This is a genomic window from Streptomyces sp. NPDC101151 (genome assembly GCF_044768335.1).
Lineage (GTDB): Bacteria > Actinomycetota > Actinomycetes > Streptomycetales > Streptomycetaceae > Streptomyces.
Genome location: NZ_JBIWPP010000006.1, coordinates 328,600 through 352,887, shown reverse-complemented (window position 1 = coordinate 352,887; position 24,288 = coordinate 328,600). Strand labels below are relative to the sequence as shown.

At 73.1% G+C, this 24,288-nt stretch carries 20 protein-coding genes and 1 riboswitch; of the genes, 15 read left to right on the top strand and 5 right to left on the bottom strand.

The features are described 5' to 3' along the window. Positions 1-168: 168 nt before the first annotated feature. From ACIRU3_RS14840 to cobI, 9 genes are all read left to right on the top strand, one after another. Positions 169-1,422, top strand: a complete 1,254-nt coding sequence (locus tag ACIRU3_RS14840) for an anion permease (RefSeq protein ID WP_404056097.1) — start codon at positions 169-171, stop codon at positions 1,420-1,422. 34 nt (positions 1,423-1,456) lie between these two features. Next, positions 1,457-1,684, top strand: a complete 228-nt coding sequence (locus tag ACIRU3_RS14835) for a hypothetical protein (RefSeq protein ID WP_404056095.1) — start codon at positions 1,457-1,459, stop codon at positions 1,682-1,684. Positions 1,685-1,934: 250 nt separating this feature from the next. Next, a riboswitch (cobalamin riboswitch) is annotated at positions 1,935-2,076 on the top strand. A 99-nt stretch (positions 2,077-2,175) separates the two neighbouring features. Continuing rightward, on the top strand, positions 2,176-3,120 hold the full coding sequence (locus ACIRU3_RS14830) for a cobalamin biosynthesis protein (protein WP_404056093.1): 945 nt from the start codon (positions 2,176-2,178) through the stop codon (positions 3,118-3,120). After that, positions 3,117-4,649 (top strand): cobyric acid synthase, encoded by a 1,533-nt coding sequence (locus ACIRU3_RS14825; protein WP_404056092.1) that lies wholly within the window; start codon positions 3,117-3,119, stop codon positions 4,647-4,649. Before ACIRU3_RS14830 ends, ACIRU3_RS14825 begins: the two co-directional genes overlap by 4 nt. Then, positions 4,646-8,299, top strand: coding sequence for a cobaltochelatase subunit CobN (gene cobN, locus ACIRU3_RS14820; protein ID WP_404056090.1), 3,654 nt, complete (start codon positions 4,646-4,648; stop codon positions 8,297-8,299). The genes ACIRU3_RS14825 and cobN overlap by 4 nt, the downstream gene beginning before the upstream one ends. Then, the gene (locus ACIRU3_RS14815) at positions 8,296-10,299 is read left to right on the top strand and encodes a putative cobaltochelatase (protein WP_404056088.1); all 2,004 of its coding nucleotides are present in this window, start codon (positions 8,296-8,298) and stop codon (positions 10,297-10,299) included. The genes cobN and ACIRU3_RS14815 overlap by 4 nt, the downstream gene beginning before the upstream one ends. Further along, complete coding sequence (cobO, locus tag ACIRU3_RS14810) at positions 10,299-10,898, top strand: cob(I)yrinic acid a,c-diamide adenosyltransferase (RefSeq protein ID WP_404056086.1); 600 nt, start codon at positions 10,299-10,301, stop codon at positions 10,896-10,898. The genes ACIRU3_RS14815 and cobO overlap by 1 nt, the downstream gene beginning before the upstream one ends. Next, positions 10,898-12,277, top strand: coding sequence for a cobyrinate a,c-diamide synthase (locus ACIRU3_RS14805; RefSeq protein WP_404056084.1), 1,380 nt, complete (start codon positions 10,898-10,900; stop codon positions 12,275-12,277). The genes cobO and ACIRU3_RS14805 overlap by 1 nt, the downstream gene beginning before the upstream one ends. After that, positions 12,274-13,005 (top strand): precorrin-2 C(20)-methyltransferase, encoded by a 732-nt coding sequence (cobI, locus tag ACIRU3_RS14800; protein WP_404056082.1) that lies wholly within the window; start codon positions 12,274-12,276, stop codon positions 13,003-13,005. Before ACIRU3_RS14805 ends, cobI begins: the two co-directional genes overlap by 4 nt. A 14-nt stretch (positions 13,006-13,019) precedes the next feature. On the opposite strand, the gene ACIRU3_RS14795 is transcribed toward cobI, so the two are convergent. Beyond that, the gene (locus tag ACIRU3_RS14795) at positions 13,020-13,751 is read right to left on the bottom strand and encodes a ZIP family metal transporter (RefSeq protein WP_404056080.1); all 732 of its coding nucleotides are present in this window, start codon (positions 13,749-13,751) and stop codon (positions 13,020-13,022) included. A 117-nt stretch (positions 13,752-13,868) separates the two neighbouring features. Here ACIRU3_RS14795 and cobM point away from each other — a divergent pair, with 117 nt between their 5' ends. The 6 genes from cobM to cobC are packed head-to-tail and all read left to right on the top strand — an operon-like array spanning position 13,869 to position 20,204. Next, the gene (gene cobM / locus ACIRU3_RS14790) at positions 13,869-14,687 is read left to right on the top strand and encodes a precorrin-4 C(11)-methyltransferase (RefSeq protein WP_404056078.1); all 819 of its coding nucleotides are present in this window, start codon (positions 13,869-13,871) and stop codon (positions 14,685-14,687) included. Then, a complete protein-coding gene (cbiE, locus tag ACIRU3_RS14785; protein ID WP_404056076.1) occupies positions 14,684-15,919 on the top strand; it encodes a precorrin-6y C5,15-methyltransferase (decarboxylating) subunit CbiE in 1,236 nt (411 codons plus the stop codon). Before cobM ends, cbiE begins: the two co-directional genes overlap by 4 nt. Then, positions 15,916-17,634 carry a precorrin-3B C(17)-methyltransferase gene (gene cobJ, locus ACIRU3_RS14780; RefSeq protein WP_404056074.1) on the top strand — a complete coding sequence of 573 codons (1,719 nt, stop codon included), beginning with the start codon at positions 15,916-15,918 and terminating at the stop codon, positions 17,632-17,634. Before cbiE ends, cobJ begins: the two co-directional genes overlap by 4 nt. Then, positions 17,631-18,218: a precorrin-8X methylmutase gene (locus tag ACIRU3_RS14775; protein WP_404056072.1), complete on the top strand. Its 588-nt coding sequence runs from the start codon at positions 17,631-17,633 to the stop codon at positions 18,216-18,218. Before cobJ ends, ACIRU3_RS14775 begins: the two co-directional genes overlap by 4 nt. After that, positions 18,215-19,150 (top strand): sirohydrochlorin chelatase, encoded by a 936-nt coding sequence (locus ACIRU3_RS14770; RefSeq protein ID WP_404056070.1) that lies wholly within the window; start codon positions 18,215-18,217, stop codon positions 19,148-19,150. Before ACIRU3_RS14775 ends, ACIRU3_RS14770 begins: the two co-directional genes overlap by 4 nt. Further along, the gene (gene cobC, locus ACIRU3_RS14765; protein WP_404056068.1) at positions 19,140-20,204 is read left to right on the top strand and encodes an Rv2231c family pyridoxal phosphate-dependent protein CobC; all 1,065 of its coding nucleotides are present in this window, start codon (positions 19,140-19,142) and stop codon (positions 20,202-20,204) included. The genes ACIRU3_RS14770 and cobC overlap by 11 nt, the downstream gene beginning before the upstream one ends. A 270-nt stretch (positions 20,205-20,474) precedes the next feature. Here the strand turns inward: cobC and ACIRU3_RS14760 are convergent, their stop codons facing one another. The 4 genes from ACIRU3_RS14760 to ACIRU3_RS14745 form a co-directional block, all read right to left on the bottom strand. After that, positions 20,475-21,377 (bottom strand): SCO1860 family LAETG-anchored protein, encoded by a 903-nt coding sequence (locus ACIRU3_RS14760; protein ID WP_404056067.1) that lies wholly within the window; start codon positions 21,375-21,377, stop codon positions 20,475-20,477. A 152-nt stretch (positions 21,378-21,529) separates the two neighbouring features. After that, positions 21,530-22,621 (bottom strand): amidohydrolase family protein, encoded by a 1,092-nt coding sequence (locus ACIRU3_RS14755; RefSeq protein ID WP_404056065.1) that lies wholly within the window; start codon positions 22,619-22,621, stop codon positions 21,530-21,532. Between the two features lie 42 nt (positions 22,622-22,663). Next, on the bottom strand, positions 22,664-23,458 hold the full coding sequence (locus tag ACIRU3_RS14750; protein ID WP_404056063.1) for an amino acid ABC transporter ATP-binding protein: 795 nt from the start codon (positions 23,456-23,458) through the stop codon (positions 22,664-22,666). Beyond that, entirely contained in the window at positions 23,455-24,288 is an 834-nt protein-coding gene (locus ACIRU3_RS14745; protein ID WP_404056061.1) for an amino acid ABC transporter permease, read from the bottom strand. The genes ACIRU3_RS14750 and ACIRU3_RS14745 overlap by 4 nt, the downstream gene beginning before the upstream one ends.

Below are 24,288 nucleotides of genomic sequence, written 5' to 3'. Positions count from 1 at the left end.
GCGGGCCCTCGCGCGAGGTGGCCGGCCAAGGGGCGCCCGGGGTGCCGGATCCGGACGAAATCTCCGACCCCCATCCATGACACCCCTACGCCCGCCCCAGTTCACCTTCCGTTCATCCAGGTTGCCTACGGTCCAACAGCCAATGACCTCGAACGATTGCCTGGGTAAATGGAAAACTTCTCGCTGATCCTCGCGATTGTGGTGGTAACCGCACTCGCGTTTGATTTCACGAACGGTTTCCACGACACCGCCAACGCGATGGCCACCACCATCTCGACCGGTGCGCTCAAGCCCAAGGTCGCGGTGGCCATGTCGGCCGCCCTCAACCTTGTAGGCGCCTTCCTCTCCGTGGAGGTCGCCAACACGATCTCCAAGGGTCTCGTCGACGAGACCGGCATACGTCCCGAGGTCATATTCGCCGCCCTGGTCGGCGCGATCCTCTGGAACCTGCTGACCTGGCTGGTGGGACTGCCCTCCAGTTCCTCGCACGCCCTGATGGGCGGCCTGATCGGCGCCACCGTCGCCTCGGCGGGCCTCGGCGCCGTCCACGGTGACGCGCTCGTCACCAAGGTGCTGCTCCCGGCGGTCGCCGCCCCGATCGTGGCCGGCCTCGCGGCGATGCTCGCCACCCGGTTCTCCTACGGCATCGGCAAGAACGCCGACGGCGAGGCCACCCGCAAGGGCTACCGCGCCGGCCAGATCGCCTCCGCCGGACTGGTCTCCCTCGCCCACGGCACCAACGACGCGCAGAAGACGATGGGCATCATCACCCTCGCTCTCGTCGCGGGCGGCGCCGTCGCCCCCGGCTCCAACCCTCCCACCTGGGTGATCCTCTCCGCGGGTCTGGCCATCGCGCTCGGCACCTACATCGGCGGCTGGCGCATCATCCGCACCATGGGCAAGGGCCTGACCGACCTCGAGCCGCGACAGGGCTTCGCCGCCCAGACCAGCGCGGCCACGGCCATCCTGGCCTCGTCCCACCTGGGCTTCTCCCTCTCCACCACGCACGTCGTCTCCGGCTCGGTGATGGGTGCGGGTCTGGGCCGCAAGGGCGGTGTGGTCCGCTGGTCCACCGCGACCCGCATGTTCGTCGCCTGGGCGCTCACCCTTCCGGCCGCCGCGCTGGTCGGCGCACTCGCCGAGTCCGTCACGGACCTGGGTGACTGGGGCACCGCGGTCGTCGCCGTCTTCCTCGTCGCCGCCAGCGCGGGGATCTGGAAGATCTCCCGCCGTGAGGTCGTCGACCACACCAACGTCAACACCGTCGACGACAGCGTGGAGCCGGCCGGCGTGGTGACCACCGCCATCGCCGCGGTGACCCCGCCGCCCACGGGCACCGTCACCGAGGACCTGTCGGCCGTGATCCCGGCTCCCGCCGCCACCGACCCGGCTCCGGCGACCCCGCCGGCCGCCGCGGTCTGACCCCGAGCATCCGGAAACTGAAGGAAGCATCCCCATGAAGATCGACTGGGCGGCCCTCGGCTCCGTCTTCGGCGTCAGCCTCGTGGTGACCGTGGGCCTGGTGGCCCTGTTCACCCTCGGCGTCACCGGCCTCTCCCGCCGCGAGAAGGCCGCGGCACAGGGCAACTCCGCGGCGCTTGCCGTGACGGGTGCGTACGTGGCGTTCGCGGCCTGCGCGGCCGCGGTGGCGTACGGGATCTATCTGATCGTGGCCAAGGCCTGAGGACCTCGAGTCTCACCGCCCGCCCTGTCCGTGGCCGCCCTGTCGGCGGTGCGGGCAGGGCGGACTCATGTTCCACGGTCAGCGGACCGCCCCCTTGCGGATGCTCACCGTCCGTGAGCACAGGGGGAAGCGCCGAATGCCCCCCGCCACGAGGGGAATTCGGCGCGATCCGGTCATTCCGCGGCCGCCGATGTACTCGCGATGTGGGCCTCAGCACAGTCCGGCGTCCCAGGTCAAAGGCAAGTTGACGGCCCTTCCGGGTGCGTGGTGGACTGCCCGGGCCATGTACGGCGGCAAGAGAGGAAGCCGGTGCGAATCCGGCGCGGTCCCGCCACTGTCACCGGGGAAGGAATCCCGGGAGCCAGGAACTCTCACCGCCGGTCTCGTCGAACCAGGGCGTGGACACCCTGAGTGAGGACATATCGCCATGCGCGGCTGCCTGTTGAGGTTCAGTAACCGGACCATGCCGGCCCCCACGGCCGGCTGAGCCGATGGGTGCCGATCGCTCCTACGCGTACGGTGCCGCCGTCGGCCTTCTCGGCGACCTTCTCCTCGGCGATCCGCACCGCGGGCATCCGGTGGCCGCGTTCGGGCGGGCGGCCGCGGCCGTGGAACGCGCGCTGTGGCACGACCACCGCGGCTGGGGGGCACTGCACACCGCCGTGTGCGCCGGGGGTGCCGCCGGCCTCGGCGTCGTCGCCGAACGCGCCGTACGCCGCTCCCCCGCCGCCGCCGTCGCGCTGACCGCCGCCGCCACCTGGGCCGTGGTCGGGGGCACCTCGCTGGCCCGGGAGGCCCGCACGATCGGGCGCGCCCTGGCGGCCGGTGACGTGGCGTCGGCCCGTGAGCGGCTGCCGCATCTGTGCGGCCGGGATCCGCAGGCCCTCGACGCGGACGGGATCGCCCGGGCCGTCGTCGAGTCGGTCGCCGAGAACACCTCCGACGCCGTCGTGGGCGCGCTGGTGTGGGGTGCCGTGGGCGGAGTGCCGGGGCTGCTCGGGTTCCGGGCCGTCAACACGCTGGACGCGATGGTGGGGCACAAGTCGCCCCGGTTCCGGCGCTACGGCTGGGCCTCCGCCCGTCTCGACGACCTCGCCGGGTGGCCCGGGGCACGGCTGACCGCCGTGCTCGCCACCGCGGCCGGACCCGACCCGCGCGGCGCCGTGCGCGCCTGGAAGGCCGACGCCCGCAGACATCCGAGCCCCAACGCCGGGCCCGTCGAGGCCTCGTTCGCGGGCGCCCTCGGTGTGCGGCTGGGCGGGACGCTCTCCTACGGCGGGCGCGTCGAGCACCGGCCCGTCCTCAACGGGGACGCCGGGCGGGCCGTCCGGGTCACCGACATCGACCGGGCCGTACGGCTCTCCCGCCGCGTGGGCCTGCTCGCGCTCGGCGTCACGGTCGGCGCGCGCCACCTCATGAAGGGACGTGGAAAGTGAACGGTGGTCTCCTCGTCGCCGGCACCACCTCCGACGCAGGCAAGAGCGTCGTGACGGCCGGGATCTGCCGGTGGCTGGTGCGCCGGGGCGTCAAGGTGGCGCCCTTCAAGGCGCAGAACATGTCCCTCAACTCGTTCGTCACGCGGGAGGGCGCGGAGATCGGGCGGGCGCAGGCCATGCAGGCCCAGGCCTGCCGGGTCGAGCCGACCGCGCTGATGAATCCCGTGCTGCTCAAGCCGGGTGGCGAGCAGAGCAGCCAAGTGGTGCTGCTGGGCAAGCCGGTGGGCGAGCTGAGCGCACGCGGGTACCACGGCGGGCGCCAGCAGCAGTTGCTCGGCACGGTCCTGGACTGTCTGGCCGAGTTGCGGGGCACATATGACGCGGTGATCTGTGAGGGGGCCGGTTCACCCGCGGAGATCAATCTGCGGCGGACCGACATCGTGAACATGGGGATCGCGCGGAACGCGCGGCTGCCCGTGCTCGTCGTCGGCGACATCGACCGCGGCGGCGTCTTCGCCTCCTTCTTCGGAACGGTCGCCCTGCTCTCGCCCGAGGACCAGGAGCTGGTCGCGGGGTTCCTGGTGAACAAGTTCCGCGGCGACGTCAGCCTGCTGGAGCCGGGGCTGGACATGCTGCACGGGCTCACCGGGCGGCACACCTACGGCGTGCTGCCCTTCCGGCACGGGCTCGGCATCGACGAGGAGGACGGGCTGCGCGTCTCGCTGCGCGGCACCGTACGGGAGTCCACGGTGGCTGCTCCGGTCGGCGAGGACGTCCTACGGGTCGCCGTCTGCGCGATCCCGCTCATGTCCAACTTCACTGACGTGGACGCGCTGGCCGCCGAACCGGGTGTCGTGGTGCGGTTCGTGGACCGTCCGGAGGAGCTGGCGGACGCCGACCTCGTGGTGGTCCCGGGCACGCGCGGGACCGTGCGAGCGCTGGAGTGGCTGCGGGAGCGGGGGCTGGCCGACGCGCTCGGGCGACGGGCCGCCGAGGGCCGGCCGATCCTCGGCATCTGCGGCGGCTTCCAGGTGCTCGGCGAGCACATCGAGGACGAGGTCGAGTCGCGCGCCGGGCGGGTCCAGGGCCTCGGAGTGCTCCCCGTGCGCGTGCGGTTCGCCCGCGAGAAGACACTCACCCGGCCCGTCGGCGAGGCCCTCGGCGAGCGCGTCGAGGGGTACGAGATCCATCACGGGGTCGCCGAAGTGACCGGTGGCGACACGTTCATCTCCGACGGCGAAGGACACAGCTCGGACGGCTGCCGGGTCGGCCAGACCTGGGGGACGCACTGGCACGGCTCCCTGGAGTCGGACGGTTTCCGGCGGGCCTTCCTGCGCGAGGTGGCGGCCGCTGCGGGGCGCCGCTTCGTACCGGCCCCAGGCACCTCGTTCGCCGCGCTGCGCGAGGAGCAGCTCGACCGGCTCGGCGACCTGATCGAACAGCACGCGGACACGGACGCGCTCTGGCGGCTCATCGAGTCGGGCGCGCCACAAGGACTGCCTTTCATTCCACCGGGAGCGCCCGCATGAGCACAGTGTTGTTGTTGTCGACCGCCGACACCGATCTGCTGGCGGCCCGTGCCTCCGGCGCCGAGTACCGGATCGGCAATCCGACCCGGGTCGACGTGGCCGCGGAGCTGCCCGGGCTGATCGAGGGCGCGGGCATCGCCGTCGTACGGCTGCTGGGCGGCAAGCGGGCGTGGGAGGACGGGCTGGCCGCGCTCAGGGCGTCCGGGGTGCCGACCGTGCTGCTGGGCGGCGAGGCGGTGCCGGACGCCGAGCTGATGGCCGAGTCGTCCGTCCCGGCGGGTGTCGTGGCGGAGGCGTTGAAGTACCTGGTCGAGGGCGGGCCCGCGAACCTGACCGAACTGGCCCGGTTCCTCTCCGACACCGTGCTGCTGACCGGTGAGGGCTTCGAAGAGCCTCGGAAGATGCCGGAGTTCGGGGTGCACGGCTCGTACGAGATCCGGGACGGCCGCCCCACCGTGGGCGTGCTCTTCTACCGGGCGCACGAGCTGAGCGGCAACACCGCCTTCGTCGACACGCTGTGCGACGCGATCGAGGCGCACGGCGCCAACGCCCTTCCCGTGTACTGCGGTTCGCTGCGCGGAGCGGATGCCGGGCTGTACGAGATCCTCGGCCGGACCGACGCCCTGGTCGCCACCGTCCTCGCCGCCGGCGGCACGCACGCCTCGCAGGCCTCGGCGGGCGGCGACGAGGAAGCCTGGGACATCGGGGCCCTCGCCGACCTCGACGTGCCCGTTCTGCAAGGCCTCTGCCTGACCTCCTCGCAGAGCGCCTGGGACGAGTCCGACGCCGCGCTGTCCCCCATGGACGCGGCGATGCAGGTCGCGATCCCGGAGTTCGACGGGCGGCTGATCACCGTGCCGTTCTCCTTCAAGGAGCAGGGCCCGGACAACGTGCCGGTGTACGTCGCCGACCCCGAGCGGGCCGGGCGCGTGGCCGGAATCGCCGTGCGGCACGCGCGGCTCAAGCACAAGCCGAACGCGGACAAGAAGCTCGCACTCGTCTTCACCGCGTATCCGACCAAGCACTCGCGGGTCGGCAACGCGGTGGGCCTGGACACGCCCGCGTCGGCGGTACGCGTCCTGGACGCCCTCGGGGAAGCCGGTTACAGCCTCACCGACTACCCGGACAACGGCGACGAGTTGATCCACCGGCTCATCGAGGCCGGCGGGCACGACGTCGAGTGGCTCACCGAGGACCAGCTGGCGGCGGCGCCCGCGCGGGTGCCGCTCGCCGACTACCGCGCGTGGTTCGACAAGCTCGACCCCGAGCTGCGGGACGCCATGCTTCAGGCGTGGGGCGAGCCTCCGGGCAGCCTGTACGTGGACGGCGACGAGATCGTCCTCGCCTCCCTCAGGTTCGGGAACGTCGTCGTGATGATCCAGCCGCCGCGCGGCTTCGGCGAGAACCCGATCGCGATCTACCACGACCCCGACATGCCGCCCTCGCACCACTACATGGCTGCCTACCGCTGGCTGGAGAACAGCTTCGGCGCCGACGCGATCGTCCACATGGGCAAACACGGCACGATGGAGTGGCTGCCCGGCAAGGGGCTCGGGCTGAGCGGGGGCTGCGCGCCGGACGCCGTCCTCGGCGACCTCCCGCTCATCTACCCGTTCATCGTCAACGACCCCGGCGAGGGCACCCAGGCCAAGCGGCGCGGGCACGCCACGGTGGTCGACCACCTGGTGCCGCCGATGGCCCGTGCCGACACCTACGGCGACCTGGCCAAGCTGGAGCAGCTGCTCGACGAGTACGCGCTCGTCTCCGACCTGGACCCGACCAAGGCCCCGGCCGTACGGGCGCAGATCTGGACCCTGGTCAAGGCGGCCGAGCTGCACCACGACCTGCATGTGGCCGAGCAGCCGCAGGACGACGACTTCGACGCGTTCGTCATGCACATCGACGGCTATCTGTGCGAGATCAAGGACGTGCAGATCCGGGACGGGCTCCACATCCTCGGCGGCGGTCCGGTCGCCGAGCCCCGGGTGAACCTGGTCCTCGCCGTGCTGCGCGCCTCGCAGGTGTGGGGCGGGCAGGCGAACGCGCTGCCGGGGCTGCGCGCCACGCTCGCCGAGCACTTCGGGCTCGTGGAGAAGGAGCTGCTGGCGGAGCCGGGTGCGCCGGTGAAGGCGGCGGCCGAACTGACGGATCTGGTCGAGGGGCCGTCGCGCACGGCCGCCGACGCGATCGACCTGCTGGAGCAGCTGTGCCGGCGGATCGCGGAGGGCATGGAGGCGCGCGACTGGGCGGTCGCCGAGAGCGCGCCGCTCGTCCGCGAGGTGCTGGGCACCGAACTCCCTGACGCGGTCCGGGTGCTGGAGTTCGCCTGCACCGAGGTGGTCCCCCGGCTCGCCCGCACGACCGACGAGATCGGCCACATCCTCAAGGCGCTCAGCGGCGGTTACGTCCCGGCGGGCCCCTCCGGTTCGCCGACCCGCGGTCTGGTCAACGTGCTGCCGACGGGCCGGAACTTCTACTCGGTCGACCCCAAGGCCATTCCCTCCCGGCTGAGCTGGGAGGTCGGCCAGTCGCTCGCCGACTCGCTCGTGCAGCGGTATCTGCAGGACACCGGGGAGTACCCGAAGTCGGTCGGCCTGACGGTGTGGGGCACGTCCGCGATGCGCACCCAGGGCGACGACATCGCAGAGATCCTGGCGCTGCTGGGCTGCCGCCCGGTGTGGGACGACGCCTCTCGCCGGGTGACGGGGTTCGAGGTGGTCCCCCTGGCGGAGCTGGGCCGGCCGCGCATCGACGTCACGGTCCGTATCTCCGGATTCTTCCGGGACGCGTTCCCGCATGTCGTCGGGCTGATCGACGACGCGGTGCGGACGGTGGCCGAACTGGACGAGCCGGCCGAGCGGAACTTCGTGAAGGCGCACGCCGACGAGGACACCGCCGAGCACGGCGACCGGCGCCGCGCCACGGCCCGTGTCTTCGGCTCGAAGCCGGGGGCGTACGGCGCCGGTCTGCTGCCGCTGATCGACGCCCGCAACTGGCGCTCCGACGCCGACCTCGCCGAGGTGTACGCGGTGTGGGGCGGGTACGCGTACGGCCGCGGGCTCGACGGGCGGGCGGCACGCGGGGACATGGAGACGGCGTTCCGGCGGATCGCGGTCGCCGCGAAGAACGTCGACACCCGTGAGCACGACCTGGTCGACGCCGACGACTACTTCCAGTACCACGGCGGCATGGTGGCCATGGTCCGCCATCTGACCGGCGCGAGCCCCGAGGCGTACGTGGGCGACAGCGCCGTGCCGGACCAGGTGAAGACCCGCACGCTCGGCGAGGAGACGCACCGTGTCTTCCGGGCCCGTGTGGTCAACCCGCGCTGGATGGCGGCCATGCGCCGGCACGGCTACAAGGGCGCCTTCGAGATGGCGGCGACCGTGGACTACCTGTTCGGCTACGACGCCACGGCGGGTGTGGTCGACGACTGGATGTACGAGAAGCTCAGCGCGGAGTACGTCTTCGACCCGGAGAACCGGGACTTCATGAAGAAGTCCAACCCGTGGGCGCTGCGCGGGATCACCGAGCGGCTGCTGGAGGCGGCGGACCGCGGGTTGTGGGCCGAGCCGGACGCGGACACGCTGGAGCGGCTGCGTGCCACCTATCTGGAGCTGGAAGGCGACCTGGAGGGCGACGAGAAGTGAGTACCCCGTTTCCGTTCACGGCCGTCGTCGGCCAGGACGATCTGCGGCTCGCGCTGCTGCTGAACGCCGTGTCGCCGGCGGTCGGCGGTGTGCTGGTGCGCGGCGAGAAGGGCACTGCCAAGTCGACGGCCGTACGGGCCCTCTCGGCGCTGCTGCCGGAGGTGTCCGTCGTCCCCGGGTGCCGTTTCTCCTGCGACCCGGCGGCACCTGACCCGTCCTGCCCGGACGGCCCGCACGAGCCGGCATCGGGTACGACGCGTCCGGCGCGGATGGTCGAGCTCCCCGTCGGGGCCTCCGAGGACCGGCTGGTCGGCGCCCTGGACATCGAGCGGGCGCTCGCCGAGGGCGTGAAGGCGTTCGAGCCGGGCCTGCTGGCCGACGCGCACCGCGGGATCCTGTACGTCGACGAGGTCAACCTGCTCCACGACCACCTGGTCGACCTGCTGCTGGACGCGGCGGCGATGGGCGCCTCGTACGTCGAGCGCGAGGGCGTGTCGGTACGGCACGCGGCCCGGTTCCTGCTGGTCGGCACCATGAATCCGGAAGAGGGCGAGCTGCGGCCTCAGTTGCTCGACCGGTTCGGGCTGACCGTGGAGGTCGCGGCCTCGCGGGAGCCGGACCAGCGGGTGGAGGTCGTGCGGCGCAGGCTGGCGTACGACGACGACCCGGCCGGTTTCGCCGCACGGTGGGCCGAGGAGGAGGCCGCCGTACGGGCCCGGATCGTGGCCGCGCGCCGGCTGCTGCCGCAGGTCCGGCTGGGCGACGGGGCGCTGCGGCAGATCGCGGCGACCTGTGCCGCCTTCGAGGTGGACGGTATGCGCGCCGACATCGTGATGGCGCGGACGGCGACGGCGCTGGCCGCGTGGGCCGGGCGGACCGATGTGCTCGCCGAGGACGTGCGGCAGGCAGCGCTGCTCGCGCTGCCGCACCGGCGGCGGAGGAATCCGTTCGACGCGCCCGGTCTTGACGAGGACAGGCTCGACGAGACGCTGGAGGAGTACTCCGGCGAGAGCGACGACGACCCCGACCCCGGCCCCGACGGGCCCGGTGGCGGCGGTGGTGGGCAGCCGGCGCCCGACAGCGGTCCTCAGGACGACGGCGGCAGCGCCGCACAGCCCGAGGCCGGTGAGGGCGGGCAGCCGCAGGCCTCCGGCGCGCAGGAGCAGTCGGCCGTGCGGGCCGCCGAGCCGTTCCGTACGAAGGCGCTGAGCGTGCCCGGGATCGGCGAGGGTGCCGCCGGGCGGCGTTCGCGGGCGCGGACCGAGCACGGGCGGACGACCGGGTCCCGGCGGCCGCGCGGGACGCTGACCAAGCTGCATCTGGCGGCCACCGTCCAGGCCGCCGCCCCGCACCAGCGGGCACGCGGGCGGTCCGGCCCCGGGCTGGTGCTGCGCCGGGACGATCTGCGGCAGGCGGCGCGGGAGGGGCGCGAAGGGAACCTCGTGCTCTTCGTGGTCGACGCCTCCGGGTCGATGGCGGCGCGGCAGCGGATGGGCGCCGTGAAGGGTGCCGTGCTGTCCCTGCTGCTGGACGCCTATCAGCGGCGGGACAAGGTGGGTCTTGTGACCTTCCGGGGCGCCTCGGCCGATGTCGCCCTGCCCCCGACCTCGTCCGTCGACGCCGCGGCCGCCCGGCTGGAGTCGCTGCCGACGGGCGGCCGCACGCCGCTGGCGGCCGGGCTGCTCAAGGCGCACGAGGTGCTGCGGGTGGAGCGGCTGCGGGATCCGGCGCGGCGGGCGCTGGTCGTGGTGGTGACGGACGGGCGGGCCACGGGCGGCCCGGAGCCGGTCGCGCTGGCGGGGCGGGCGGCCCGGCTGTTCGCGGCCGACGGGGTCGCCTCCGTGGTCGTGGACTGCGAGTCGGGGCCGGTGCGGCTCGGGCTCGCCGGACAGCTCGCGGGTGAGCTGGGCGGCACGGCCGTCACGCTGGACGAGCTGCGGGCCGATTCGATCGCCGGTCTGGTCAGGGATGTGCAGGGGACTTCGAGGAGGGCCGCGTAGTGCCTCAGGGACAGCCGAGTGTCGTACCGGACGACGGTCTGACGACTCGCCAGCGGCGTAACCGGCCGCTGGTAGTCGTGCACACCGGGATCGGCAAGGGCAAGTCGACGGCCGCGTTCGGGCTGGCGCTGCGTGCCTGGAACCAGGGCTGGCCGATCGGGGTGTTCCAGTTCGTCAAGTCCGCGAAGTGGAAGGTCGGCGAGGAGAACGCGCTGCGGGTGCTCGGCGCCTCCGGGCAGGGCGGGACCGTCGACTGGCACAAGATGGGCGAGGGCTGGTCCTGGGTCCAGCGGGATGCCCAGATGGACAACGAGGAGAAGGCCCGGGAGGGCTGGGAGCAGGTCAAGCGGGACCTGGCGGCCGAGACGTACCGGCTGTACGTGCTGGACGAGTTCGCGTACCCCATGCACTGGGGGTGGGTCGACACCGAGGAGGTGGTCGACGTGCTGCGGAACCGGCCCGGTACCCAGCATGTCGTGATCACCGGGCGGAACGCGCCCGAGAAGCTGGTGGAGTTCGCCGACCTGGTCACCGACATGTCCAAGGTCAAGCACCCCATGGACATGGGGCAGAAGGGCCAGAAGGGCATCGAGTGGTGATGTCCGTGCCTCGGCTGGTCATTGCCGCGCCGGCGTCCGGCAGCGGCAAGACCACCGTCGCCACGGGGTTGATGGCCGCGTTCGCCGCGCGGGGGCTCGCCGTGTCTCCGCACAAGGTGGGGCCGGACTACATCGACCCCGGGTATCACGCGCTCGCCACCGGGCGGACGGGGCGGAACCTGGACGCGTACCTGTGCGGGCCCGAGCTGGTCGCTCCGCTGTTCCTGCACGGGGCACGGGGGTGTGATCTCGCCGTCGTCGAGGGTGTGATGGGGCTGTACGACGGGGCCGGGGGCGCGGGGGAACTCGCGTCCACGGCCCATGTGGCCAAGCTGCTGCGGGCCCCGGTGGTGCTGGTCGTGGACGCGTCCTCGCAGTCCCGGTCGGTGGCGGCACTGGTGCACGGGTTCGCGTCCTGGGATCCGGAGGTGCGGATCGGGGGCGTGATCCTGAACAAGGTCGGGTCGGACCGGCACGAGTCGCTGCTGCGGGAGGCGCTGGATTCCTCCGGGGTACCGGTGCTGGGTGTGTTGCGGCGGGTGACGCAGGTGGACACGCCGTCCCGGCATCTGGGGTTGGTGCCGGTCGCCGAGCGGGGCGCTGCCGCGGTCGAGGCCGTCGGGGCGATGGCTGCGCAGGTGTCCCAGGGGTGCGACCTGGACGCGCTGATGGCGCTGGCGCGGAGTGCCGGTTCTCTGCCGGGTGCGGCCTGGGATGCCGCTGAGGCCGTCGCCGCGCCCGCCCACGGCCGCCCGGCCGGGCCGGCTGAGAAGTCGGCTCCCGTCGTCGCGGTTGCCGGTGGGGAAGCGTTCACCTTCTCCTATGCCGAGCACGCCGAACTCCTCGGCGCCGCCGGTGCCGACGTGGTCACCTTTGATCCACTCCGCGACGGACAGCTGCCCGAGAACACGGCCGGACTGGTCGTCGGTGGTGGCTTCCCCGAGGTGTATGCGGCGGAGTTGTCCGCCAACGACCCGCTCCGCAAGGCCATCGCCGAACTCGCTCTCGGCGGCGCTCCCGTCGCCGCCGAATGTGCCGGCCTGCTGTACCTGTGCCGGGAGCTGGACGGCCGGCCCATGTGCGGGGTGCTGGACGCCACCGCGCGGATGACCGAACGGCTCACCCTCGGCTACCGGGACGCGGTGGCCGTCGGGGACAGTGCGCTGGCCGTCGCGGGAACGCGGATGCGCGGGCACGAGTTCCATCGCACGGTCGTCGAGCCCGACGCCGGTGCCGCTCCCGCCTGGGGGCTGACGGCCCCGGTCCGGCGGGTCGAAGGTTTTGTCCAGCAGGGCGTGCACGCGAGTTATCTGCACACGCACTGGGCGTCCGAGCCCGGTGTGGCCCGTCGGTTCGTGGAGAGGTGCCGGACGTCATGAGCAGCAGGCTGATCGGAGTCGGGGTCGGTCCCGGTGACCCGGAGCTGGTGACCGTCAAGGGGGTCAACGCGCTGCGCGTGGCCGACGTCGTCGTCGTCCCGGTCATGGACACCGGCGAGCGGGGGCGGGCCGAGGCGACCGTGCTGCACTACGTGCCCGAGGAGAAGGTCGTCCGGGTGGTGTTCGCGCTGAACGAGCGGACCGACCGGGCACGCCGGGAGGCCGCCTGGGACGCGGCGGGTGCCCGGGTCGCCGAGCTGCTCGGCACGCACGGGTCCGTCGCCTTCGCCACCATCGGCGATCCGAACGTGTACTCGACGTTCACGTATCTCGCGCAGACGATCGTGGAACTGGTGCCGGGTGTCGCGGTGGAGACCGTGCCCGGGATCACCGCCATGCAGGACCTGGCCGCGCGGTCGGGTGCCGTGCTCACGGAGGGCACCGAGCCGCTGACGCTGGTGCCGGTGACGGCGGGGGCCACCGTGCTCAAGGAGGCACTGGCCGGGCCGGGGACCGTCGTGGCGTACAAGTTCGGGCGGCAGGCCGCCGAGGTCGCCGAGGCGCTGCGGGAGACCGGGCGGATCGGGGAGGCCGTGTGGGGGTCGGCGCTCGGGCTGCCGGAGGAGTCGGTACGGCCGGCCGCCGAACTGGACGGGGCACCGCTGCCGTACCTCTCCACGCTGATCGCGCCGCCGCGTCGCGACGGCGGGCGGGGCGGAAAGCTGTGAGGCGGCCGGTGCGGTCAGCCGCCGGAGATGCCGACCACCAGCCAGATGAAGGCCGCTCCCGCCACCGTGCACAGCACGGTGGAGCGGGCGGGGTGTTCGTGGTGGGCCTCGGGGAGGATCTCGGCGGCGGCGAGATAGAGCAGAACGCCGCCGAAGAGGCCGAGATAGCCACCGAGCACCGGTTCCGGGATGTGGAAGAAGGCGGTCGACAGCGCGCCCACGAGGGGTGCGCAGGCATCGGCCACGAGCATGCCTATCGCGCGGCGGCGCGCGTTGCCGTACAGGCTCGTGAGGGTGAAGGTGTTGAAGCCGTCGGCGAAGTCGTGTGCGATCACGGCGAGCGCGACGGAGGTGCCCATGCCGCCGCCCACCTGGAAGGCGGCGCCGATCGCCACCCCGTCCATCGCGCTGTGGCCGACCATTGCGGCGGCCGCCGTCAGACCCACCTCGGGCGCCCGGTGATGGTGCTCGTCGGCGCCGTGCGCGGCCTGGCGTGCGGCGAGGAGACGTTCCACCAGATGGGCCAGCAGAAAGCCGGCCACGAACAGCAGCAGGGCCGCGGGTACGCCGAAGATCTCGCGGTCGGCCGCGTGCAGCGCCTCCGGCAGCAGGTCCAGGCCGACCACACCCAGCATCAGACCGCCGGCCAGCCCCAGGACGAGATGGCGACGGTCGGTCACGCGCTGTGCCGTCCAGCCGCCGGCCAGCGTCATCAGGAACGCGCCGAGCGCGACGAAGACCGCCATAGGCCCTTGCTATCCGATGGAGGCGCCTTCGTGCACATCCGGCGCCGCACGCACTCCTCCAGACCCTGACATTCCACCCGATTCAGACTTGCGTTTCCGTACGAGAGGACCCATCCCATGGCCGATGCCCCCACCGGCAAGGTGACGTTCGTCGGTGCCGGCCCCGGCGCCGCCGACCTGCTGACGTTCCGCGCCGCGCGTGCCATCGCGGAGGCCGATGTGGTGATCTGGGCGGCGAGCCTGGTCCAGGCGGAGGTCCTCGAACACGCGCGCGAGGGCGCGGAGATCCTGGACTCGGCGACCATGTCCCTGGAGGACGTCGTGGCCGTCTACCGGCGCGCCCTGGACGAGGGGCTGAAGGTCGCACGGATCCACTCCGGCGACCCGGCGCTGTGGGGCGGTACGCAGGAGCAGCTGGACCGGTGCGCCGAGCTCGGGATCGGGACCGAGGTCGTACCGGGCGTCTCGTCCTTCTCCGCCGTCGCCGCGCTCGCGCAGCGCGAGCTGACCATCCCGGAGGTCGCCCAGTCCGTGATCCTCACCCGGCTGGGCGGCGGCAAGACGCCGATGCCGCCCGGCGAGGAGGTGCGCGAGTTCGCCCGGCACGGCACCACCATGGCGATCTTCCTGTCGGCGGCGCGCAGCGGCCAGCTGGTGCGGGAGCTGCTGGAGGGCGGCTATCCGACGGACACCCCCGTGGTCATCGCCTACCAGGCGACCTGGCCGGAGGAGCTGGTCGTCCGGTGCACGATCGGCACGCTGGAGGAGACGGTCAAGGAGCACAAGCTCTGGAAGCACACGCTGTTCCTGGTCGGCCCGGCGCTGGACGCCCACGGCACCCGCTCGCACCTGTACCACCCGGGTCACTTCCACGGCTACCGCAAGGCCGACCCCCAGGCGCGGCGGGCCCTGCGCGAGCGGGGGGCGAACAGTTGATCACGGTCGTCGGTACGGGGACGGGGGCGCCGGTTCCCGAGGACGTGCTCGCCGGGGCCGCCCTGGTCGTCGGCGGGCGGCGCCATCTGGACGCCGTACGGCTGCCCGAGGGCGCGGAGCGGATCGTGCTCGGGCCGCTGGCGCCCGCCCTGGACACGATCGGGGAGTACGTCGGCAAGGAGCTGCCGGTGGTCGTGCTGGCCTCCGGGGATCCCGGGTTCTTCGGGATCGTGCGGGCACTGGCCGAGCGGTTCGGGGCCGGGCGGCTGGACGTGCGGCCCGGGGTGTCGTCGGTGGCGACCGCCTTCGCGCGGATCGGGCTGCCGTGGGACGACGCGGTCGTGGTGAGTGCGCACGGGCGTGATCTGCGGACGGCCGTCAACGTGTGCCGGGCGCACCCGAAGGTGGCCGTGCTGACCGGGCCGGGTGCCGGGCCGGCCGAGCTGGCAGCCGCGGTCGGGGAGGGCCGGGTCCTCGTCGTGGCGAGCGCGCTCGGCGATCCGGAGCGCGAACGCGTGGAGCGGGTGACGCCCGCCGAGGCCGCGGCGAAGGACTGGGGTACGGCGGTGAGCGTGGTGCTGTGCCTGGACGAGGCGCGGGCGCTCGGTGCCGTGCGCACGGTCGCCGGGGTGCGCGCGCAGCCGGCCGGATGGGCCCTGGACGAGGGCGAGTTCACGCACCGGGACTCGATGATCACCAAGTTCGAGGTACGGGCACTGGCGCTGGCCCGGCTCGGGCCGCGCCTGGGCGACCTGGTGTGGGACGTCGGCGCGGGTTCGGGGTCGGTGGCCGTGGAGTGCGCGCGGCTCGGCGCGGCCGTCGTCGCCGTCGAGAAGGCTCCGGACGGGGTCGAGCGGATCCGTGCCAACGCGGACGCCCATGGTGTCGGCGTACGTGTGGTGCACGGCACGGCTCCGGAGGCGCTGTCCGCTCTGGACGACGATCCGGACGCCGTGTTCATCGGCGGCGGGGGGCGCGAGCTGCCCGCCGTCGTCGGCGCGTGCGCGCGCCGGGCGCGGCGGACCGTCGTCGTCGCGATGGCGGCGCTGGACCGGGTGCCGGGGGCGCGCGAGGCGCTGACCGGTGCCGGGTTCACCTGTGACGGGGTGCTGGTGCAGTCGTCGCGGCTGGCGCCGCTGCCGGGGGACGTGACCCGGCTGGCGGCCACCAATCCCGTTTTCCTGCTGTGGGGCGTCAGGACCCCGGCGTCTAGTGAAGGAGTTGCCCAGTGATCGGCCTCATTTCCGCCACCGCGGCGGGGGCGGCGGCACGCGACCGGCTGGCCGCGGTCTGGCCGGACCGTACGCGGGTGTACGACGGTCCCGTTGGGGAGGCCGTCCGGGCCGCGTTCGCCGAGTGTGAGCAGTTGGTGTGCTTCCTGGCGACGGGCGCGACCGTACGGCTGCTCGCCCCGCTGCTCGGCGACAAGGCGGCGGACCCGGGTGTGGTGTGCGTGGACGAGGGCGGCCGGTTCGCCGTGTCGCTGGTCGGCGGGCACGGCGGCGGAGCCAACGAACTCGCCCGCGAGGTGGCCGCGTTGCTCGGCGCCGAGCCGGTGGTGACGACCGCGACGGACGCCGTGGGGCTGCCGGGTCTGGACACCCTCGGGTTCCCGTACGAGGGGTCGGTGGCGACGGTGTCGCGGGCCCTGCTGGACGGCGAGGCGGTCGCCCTGGAGGCCGAGGTGCCGTGGCCGCTGCCGCCGCTGCCGACGGCGCCGCAGGGGCCGTACACCGTCCGGCTCACCGACCGGGCCGTCGCAGCGGGCGAGCGGGAGGTGCTGCTCAGGCCGCCGTCCCTGGTGGTCGGTGTCGGCGCCTCGAAGGGTGCACCGGTCGAGGAGGTCCTCGGGCTGGTCGAGGAGACGCTGCGGGAGGCGGGCCTGTCGCCGAAGTCGGTGGCCGAACTCGCCACGGTGGACGCCAAGTCCACGGAGCCCGGCATCGTGGCCGCCGCCGAGCGGCTGGGGGTGCCGCTGGTGACGTACCCGGCCGAGGAACTGGCGGCCGTCGAGGTGCCCAACCCGTCGGACGCGCCGCTCGCGGCCGTCGGCACTCCGTCCGTGGCGGAGGCGGCCGCGCTGCTGCGCGGCGGTGAACTCCTCGTGCCCAAGCGGAAGTCCGCGGCGCAGCCGGCCATGGCGACCTGTGCCGTCGTACGGCGGCCGGGGCGCGGGCGCCTCGCGGTGGTCGGGCTCGGCCCCGGTGCCCGGGACCTGCTCACCCCGCGCGCGACGGCGGAGCTGCGGCGGGCCTCCGTGCTGGTGGGGCTCGACCAGTACGTCGACCAGATCCGCGACCTGCTGCGTCCGGGCACCCGGGTGCTGGAGTCGGGGCTCGGCGCGGAGGAGGAACGGGCCCGCACGGCGGTCGCAGAGGCCCGCAAGGGGCATGCGGTGGCGCTGATCGGCAGCGGGGACGCGGGCGTGTACGCCATGGCCTCGCCCGCGCTCGCCGAGGCGTCCGACGACATCGACGTGGTCGGTGTGCCGGGCGTGACGGCCGCGCTGGCCGCCGGGGCGATCCTGGGCGCGCCGCTGGGCCACGACCATGTGTCCATCAGTCTGTCCGACCTGCACACGCCGTGGGAGGTCATCGAGCGGCGGGTGCGGGCGGCGGCCGAGGCCGACATCGTGGTCACCTTCTACAACCCGCGTTCCCGGGGCCGCGACTGGCAGCTGCCCAAGGCGCTCGCCGTGCTGGCCGAGCACCGGGAGCCGACGACGCCCGTCGGTGTCGTACGCAATGCCTCGCGGCCGGACGGGTCGAGCAGGCTGACCACGCTCGCCGCACTGGACCCGGCGACGGTCGACATGATGACGGTCGTCACCGTGGGCAACACCGCGACCCGGAACATCGCCGGGCGCATGGTGACCCCGCGCGGCTACCGCTGGCAGGAAGCCACATCGACGAGCGGCTCCGCCGCGGGGCAGGAGGGCGCCCAGTGAACCGTGTGGTCCACCCCATCGAGGAGGAGTCCTTCCGGCGGCTGCGCGCCCGCCTGGACACCTCGCACTTCCCGGCGCTGACCCGTGCGGTGGTGGAGCGGGTCATCCACTCCGCCGCCGACCCGGAGTACGCGACCGACCTGGTCATGGACGAGGACGACCTGGTCGAGGCGCATGCCGCGCTGCATGCCGGGGCGCCGGTCGTCGTGGACGTGGAGATGGTCGCGGCCGGCATCACCCGGCGGGAGACCGTCTGCCGGCTCCGGGACGCCGGGTCCGGCCCCGGGCTGACCCGTTCGGCCCACGCGATCCGGCTCGCGTACGAGCAGGTCGGGCCCGGCGCCCTCTGGGTGATCGGCTGTGCGCCGACCGCCCTGGAGGAGCTGCTGACCCTGGACGCCTCCCCCGCGCTCGTCATCGGCCTGCCGGTCGGCTTCGTGGGCGCGGCCGAGTCCAAGGAGGCGCTTCGCGCGAGCGGGCTGCCCGCCGTGAGCAACGTGTCCGAGAAGGGCGGCTCGGCGGTCGCCGCCGCCGCGCTCAACGCCCTGCTGTACCACCCGATTTCCACCGAGGAGAAACCGTGACCACCCCGCCGCCCGCCCTGCTCATCGCCGGCCACGGCACCCGGGACGAGGCCGGAGCCGAAGCGTTCCGCGACTTCGTACGGGAGCTGGGCCGCCGCCACCCCGACCTGCCCGTCGCGGGCGGTTTCATCGAGCTGTCCCCGCCGCCGCTGGGCGAGGCCGTCGCCGAACTGGTCGAACAGGGCGTACGGCGGTTCGCGGCGGTGCCGCTGATGCTGGTGTCCGCCGGGCACGCCAAGGGTGACATCCCGGCCGCGCTGACCCGCGAGAAGGAACGGCACCCGGGCATCTCGTACACCTACGGCCGCCCGCTCGGCCCGCACCCGGCCCTGCTGAACGTGCTGGAGCGGCGGCTGGACGAGGCCCTCGGGGGCGCGGGCCGTACACCGGAGGACCGGGCCGACGTGACCGTCCTGCTGGTGGGGCGGGGTTCCACCGACCCGGACGCCAACGCCGAGGTGTACAAGGCGGCCCGGCTGCTGTGGGAGGGGCGCGGGTACGCGGGTGTGGAGACGGCGTTCGTGTCGCTTGCGGCGCCGGACGTGCCGAGCGGGCTCGACCGCTGTGTGCGGCTCGGGGCCCGGCGGATCGTCGTCCTGCCCTACTTCCTGTTCACGGGCATCCTGCCGGACCGGGTGCGCCGGCAGACCGAGGGCTGGGCGGCCGCGCACCCGGAGGTCGAGGTGCGCTCGGCGGACGTCATCGGGCCCGAGCCGGAGCTGCTGGACCTGGTGATGGAGCGGTACGAGGAGGCCGTCAAGGGCGACCTCCGGATGAACTGCGACTCCTGTGTGTACCGGATCGCGCTGCCCGGCTTCGAGGACAAGGTGGGGCTGCCTCAGCAGCCGCACTTCCACCCGGACGACGACGGCCACCACCACGGGCACGGGCACCATCATCACGGGGGGCACACGCACAGCCATGCGCACTGAGGACACCGGGGGCACCGGACACGATCTGCGTCATCACGGGGACGCCGAGGTCCGTGACGACGGGTCCGCACTGGTCGACCTCGCCGTCAACGTCCGTGCGGACACCCCTCCGGCCTGGCTGCGGGAGGAGATCGCCGGGTCCCTGTCGTCGCTCGCGGCCTACCCGGACGGGCGGGCCGCGCGAGCGGCGGTGGCGGCACGGCACGGGCTGCCGGTGGAGCGGGTGCTGCTGACGGCCGGGGCGGCGGAGGCGTTCGTGCTGCTGGCGCGGGCGCTGAAGGTGCGCCGGCCGGTCGTCGTGCACCCGCAGTTCACGGAGCCGGAGGCGGCGCTGCGGGATGCGGGCCACTCCGTGGACCGGGTGCTGCTGCGGGAGGCGGACGGCTTCCGGCTGGATCCGGCGGCCGTCCCGGAGGACGCCGACCTGGTGGTGATCGGGAACCCGACCAATCCGACGTCGGTACTGCACCCGGCCGCCGCGATCGCCGGACTCGCCCGTCCGGGGCGCACCCTGGTGGTCGACGAGGCGTTCATGGACGCGGTGCCCGGGGAGCGGGAGGCGCTTGCCGGGCGGACCGATGTGCCCGGGCTGATCATCCTGCGCAGCCTGACCAAGACATGGGGGCTGGCCGGGCTGCGGATCGGGTACGTGCTGGCCGCGCCGGAGACCGTCGCGGAGCTGGAGCGGGCGCAGCCGCTGTGGCCGGTGTCCACACCCGCTCTGGCCGCGGCCGAGGCGTGCGTGGCGCCGCGGGCGCTGGCGGAGGCGGCGCACGCGGCGCATCGGATCGCGGCGGACCGGGCCCATCTGGTGGCGGGGCTGGCGGCGTTCGCGAAGCGTGGCGTACGGGTGGCCGGGCCGGCGGAGGGGCCGTTCCTGCTGGTCGGAATGCCCGGGGCCGCAGTGGTACGACGGCGCCTGCGTGAACTGGGATACGCGGTACGGCGTGGGGACACGTTTCCCGGGCTCGGTGAGGAATGGGTACGCGTGGCGGTGCGGGACCGGACCACGGTGAGCGGGTTCTTGCGGGCTCTGTCGGCTGTACTGCCGTAGTCCCGCATCCCACCCCGCTCACCGGTCTCGCCCGGCGCCAAGGCGCTCGGTGGTCCTACGGTCCGGGTCCGCTCCTGGTCGATGCCGTCGGGCTGCCCGTCCCGCGCGAAGCGGTGGAGGCGATGCGCGACGAGATCGCGGCAGACCCGGACCATACCGGGACCCTGCGGCAGGCTGCGCCCGCACCGGTGACCCGAACCGGCTACCGACGGCGCCGCTGCCACTGGGCGAGCAGCGGCGCGCGGGCGTCCGTCGGCCCCCGGCCGGCCGTCACCCGCGCCTGCGTCGTGCCACCGTCACCGCTCCGCCGCCGACCAGCAGCAACGCCAGCGCACCGCCCGCGATGTACGGCGTCGCCGAGTTGCCCCCCGTCTCCGCGAGGTCGGCGCGGCCGCCCTGGGGCTTCACCCCGGACGCCGGGTCGTGGCTCGGTACCGGGTGCTCGGTGGGCGCGACCATCGGTGACTCGCAGGTCGCCTTGGCGAGAGTAATCGTTCCTTCCACCTCGGCCACGTTGAGCTTCAACGGGTTGACGGAGACCTTGAGTTCGAGGGCCGTCGCGGCCGCCGTGCGGGACTCGGCCCGGCGCTGGGAGAGGTCGAGGCTCACCTCTCCGACGCCGGGCACCTTCACCTCGGTCGGGCCGCCGGCGGTCAGGGTGACGCGCTTGCCGAGGACCGTGACGGCGCCGAGGACGTTCGCGGAGGCGACGGGCCGCTCACCGGCCTCGCAGGTCGCCTTCGCGGTGACCGTGCCGACCTCCACGAGGGAGAGCAGGGGCAGGCCCGGGACGTGCAGCCTGGCGTGGGCGAGACGGACCGAGCCCTCGGCGAGTTTCCCGTTCACCGTGGCTCTGGCCGTCGCGACCTCGGCACCGACCATCGTGAACGGCTTGCCGCCGTTCACGCCGTCGAGCCGTGCCGTCAGCGCTGTCCTGTCGGCGCTCCGTGGCGCCTGCACCTCATTGAGGGTGACCGCGAGCGGGACGTTCACGGTCTTGTTGAGCAGGGACACATCGAGCCCGGTGCGGAGCACGACGGCGGAGGCGCGACCGTGGTCGGTGGTCGCGTGCGCGGCGCCCGCGCCCAGGAGCGCGGGACCTGCGGCCAGGGCGGTGACCGTCGCTGCCGCGGCGAGACGGCGTGCGGGCATAGGGAAGTTGTTGCTGTTCAAGGCGGGGGACCCCCAGACGGAACATGCTTGGGACCCGTCAACCTTTGCGCACGGTGGGTGAACGGTCAGCAATCCTGCGTTACTTCACTCCATCGTGGAGATTCCGCACTGGCTTTCGGATCGCTGGGCACACGCGTTCCTCTACGCCACCACTACTCCACCACCTGCCCGTTCAGCACCACCCGGCGCGGTGCCGCCAGCACCCGGACATCCGCCCGCGGGTCGGACTCGTACACCACCAGATCGGCCGGTGCGCCCTCCTCCAGGCCGGGGCGGCCCAGCCAGGCCCGGGCGCCCCAGCTCGTCGCCGCCAGCGCCTCGACCGGCGGGATGCCCGCGGTGACCAGTTCGGCGACCTCGGCCGCCACCAGGCCGTGGGCCAGTGAGCCGCCCGCGTCCGTGCCGACGTACACCGGGATACCGGCGTCGTAGGCCCCGCGCACGGTGTCGTAGCGGCGCTCGTGCAGCCGGCGCATGTGGGCCGACCAGCGCGGGTACCTGTGCTCCCCGCCGGCCGCGAGCTGCGGGAACGTGGCGATGTTGACGAGGGTCGGGACGATCGCGACGCCGCGCTCGGCGAACAGCGGGATCAGGTCCTCCGTCAGGCCCGTCGCATGCTCGACGCAGTCGATGCCCGCCTCCACCAGATCGCGCAGCGAACTCTCGGCGAAGCAGTGCGCGGTGACACGGGCGCCCAGGCGGTGGGCCTCGGCGATGGCCGCCTCGACCGCCTCGCGGGGCCAGCAGGCGGACAGATCGCCGAGGTCGCGGTCGATCCAGTCGCCGACCAGCTTGACCCAGCCGTCACCGCGCCTGGCCTCCTGGGCGACGTAGGCGACGAGTTCGTCCGGCTCGACCTCGTGGGCGTAGTTGCGGATGTAGCGGCGGGTGCGGGCGATGTGCCGGCCCGCCCGGATGATCTTCGGGAGGTCCTCGCGGTCGTCGATCCAGCGGGTGTCGGAGGGCGAGCCCGCGTCCCGGATCAGCAGGGTGCCGGTCTCCCGGTCGGTCAGCGCCTGCTTCTCGGCGGTGTCCGCGTCCACCGGACCGTCCGTGCCCAGGCCCACGTGGCAGTGCGCGTCGACCAGGCCGGGCAGCGCCCAGCCCTCGACGGTCCGGACGTCCCGGACGCCGGCGGGGCGGTCGTGGCAGACACGTCCCCCGACCACCCACAGCTCGTCGCGGACGTCCTCCGGCCCGACCAGGACCCGGCCCTTCACGTGCAGCACCGCGTGATCGCTCATACTCGGCACCTTAGTGAGCCGGGACCGGGTTCCGGCAGTGAGCTAGGACTCGGTCTTCTCCGCCTGGACGGAGGTCCCCTCCTCCACCTCGGCCATCGCCGGGTCGAGCACCCGGGACAGGAAGTGCCGGGTGCGGTCGTGGCGGGGGCTGCCGATGACCTGGTCCGGGCTGCCGTCCTCGACGATCACGCCGCCGTCCATGAAGACGACCCGGTCGGCGACCTCGCGGGCGAAGGTCATCTCGTGGGTGACGACCATCATGGTCATGCCCTCCTCGGCGAGCCTGCGCATCACGGCGAGGACGTCCCCGACGAGTTCCGGGTCGAGCGCGGAGGTCGGCTCGTCGAACAGCATCACCTCGGGGCCCATGGCGAGCGCGCGGGCGATGGCCACGCGCTGCTGCTGGCCGCCGGAGAGGGAGGAAGGGTAGGCGTCCGCCTTCTCGGAGAGGCCGACCCGGGCGAGGTTCTCGGCGGCGGTCCTCGCCGCCGCGGCCTTGCCCCGCTTGAGGACCCGTCGCTGCGGGAGCGTGAGGTTCTCGGTGACGTTCAGGTGCGGGAAGAGGTTGAACTGCTGGAAGACCATGCCGATCCGGCGACGTACGGCGTCGATGTCGACGTCCGGGTCGGTGATCTCGGTGTCGCCGACGAAGACCTGTCCCCCGGTGGGCTCCTCCAGCAGGTTGACACAGCGCAGCAGGGTCGACTTGCCGGAGCCGGACGGGCCGATGACACAGACGACCTCACCCTGGCCGATCTCCAGGTCGATGCCGCGCAGGACATGGTTGTCGCCGAAGGACTTGTGCAGGCCCTGGACGCGGATCTCCGGGCGGCTCAACGGATCGCCTCCTGGGACTTGGACTCCATACGACGGACGACGAAGCCGAGCGGAACGGTGATGAGCAGGTAGCACAGGCCGGCGACCAGGATCGGGGTGGAGTTGGCGGTCGTGCTGGCCAGGTCGTTGCCGTACTTGGACAGCTCGCGCTCCTCCAGTGTGACGCCGAGGAACAGCACCAGCGAGGAGTCCTTGAAGAGCAGGACGAGTTCGTTGGTCAGCGGCGGCAGGATGATGCGGAAGGCCTGCGGGACGATGATGGAGATCATGGCCCGGGCGGGCGAGAAGCCCAGCGATCGGGCCGCCTCCATCTGCCCTTTGGGCACCGCCTGGATGCCGGCGCGGATCGTCTCCGCCATGTAGGCGGCGGAGACCAGGCCGAGCGCGACGGCGACCTTGCCGTAGGTGCCGCCGGGGTACTGGATGTCCGGGAAGGCCAGCGGTACGCCGACGCCGACGAAGATGAAGATCAGGAGGGCCGGCAGGCCCCGGAAGATCTCGATGTAGATGCCGGCGACCCAGCGGTAGGGCCCGACGGAGGACAGCCGCATCAGGGCGATGAGCATGCCGAGGGCCAGGCCGACGACGAAGCCGGACAGGGTGTACAGCACGGTGTTCTTCAACGCCACCGTGATGACGTCCGGGAACATCTGCTCGGCGATGTGGAGCTGCGCGAACTGGTTCTTCAGCCGTCCCCAGTCCGCCGCGGCCGCGAACGCGGCCACGGCGGCGACGAAGACGGCGTACTGCGCCCCGCGCGACAGCCGGCGCTTCTGGCGGCGCGTGAGACCTGGCTTCCTCGGCTGGATCTGTGTCTTCGTGTCGGTCAT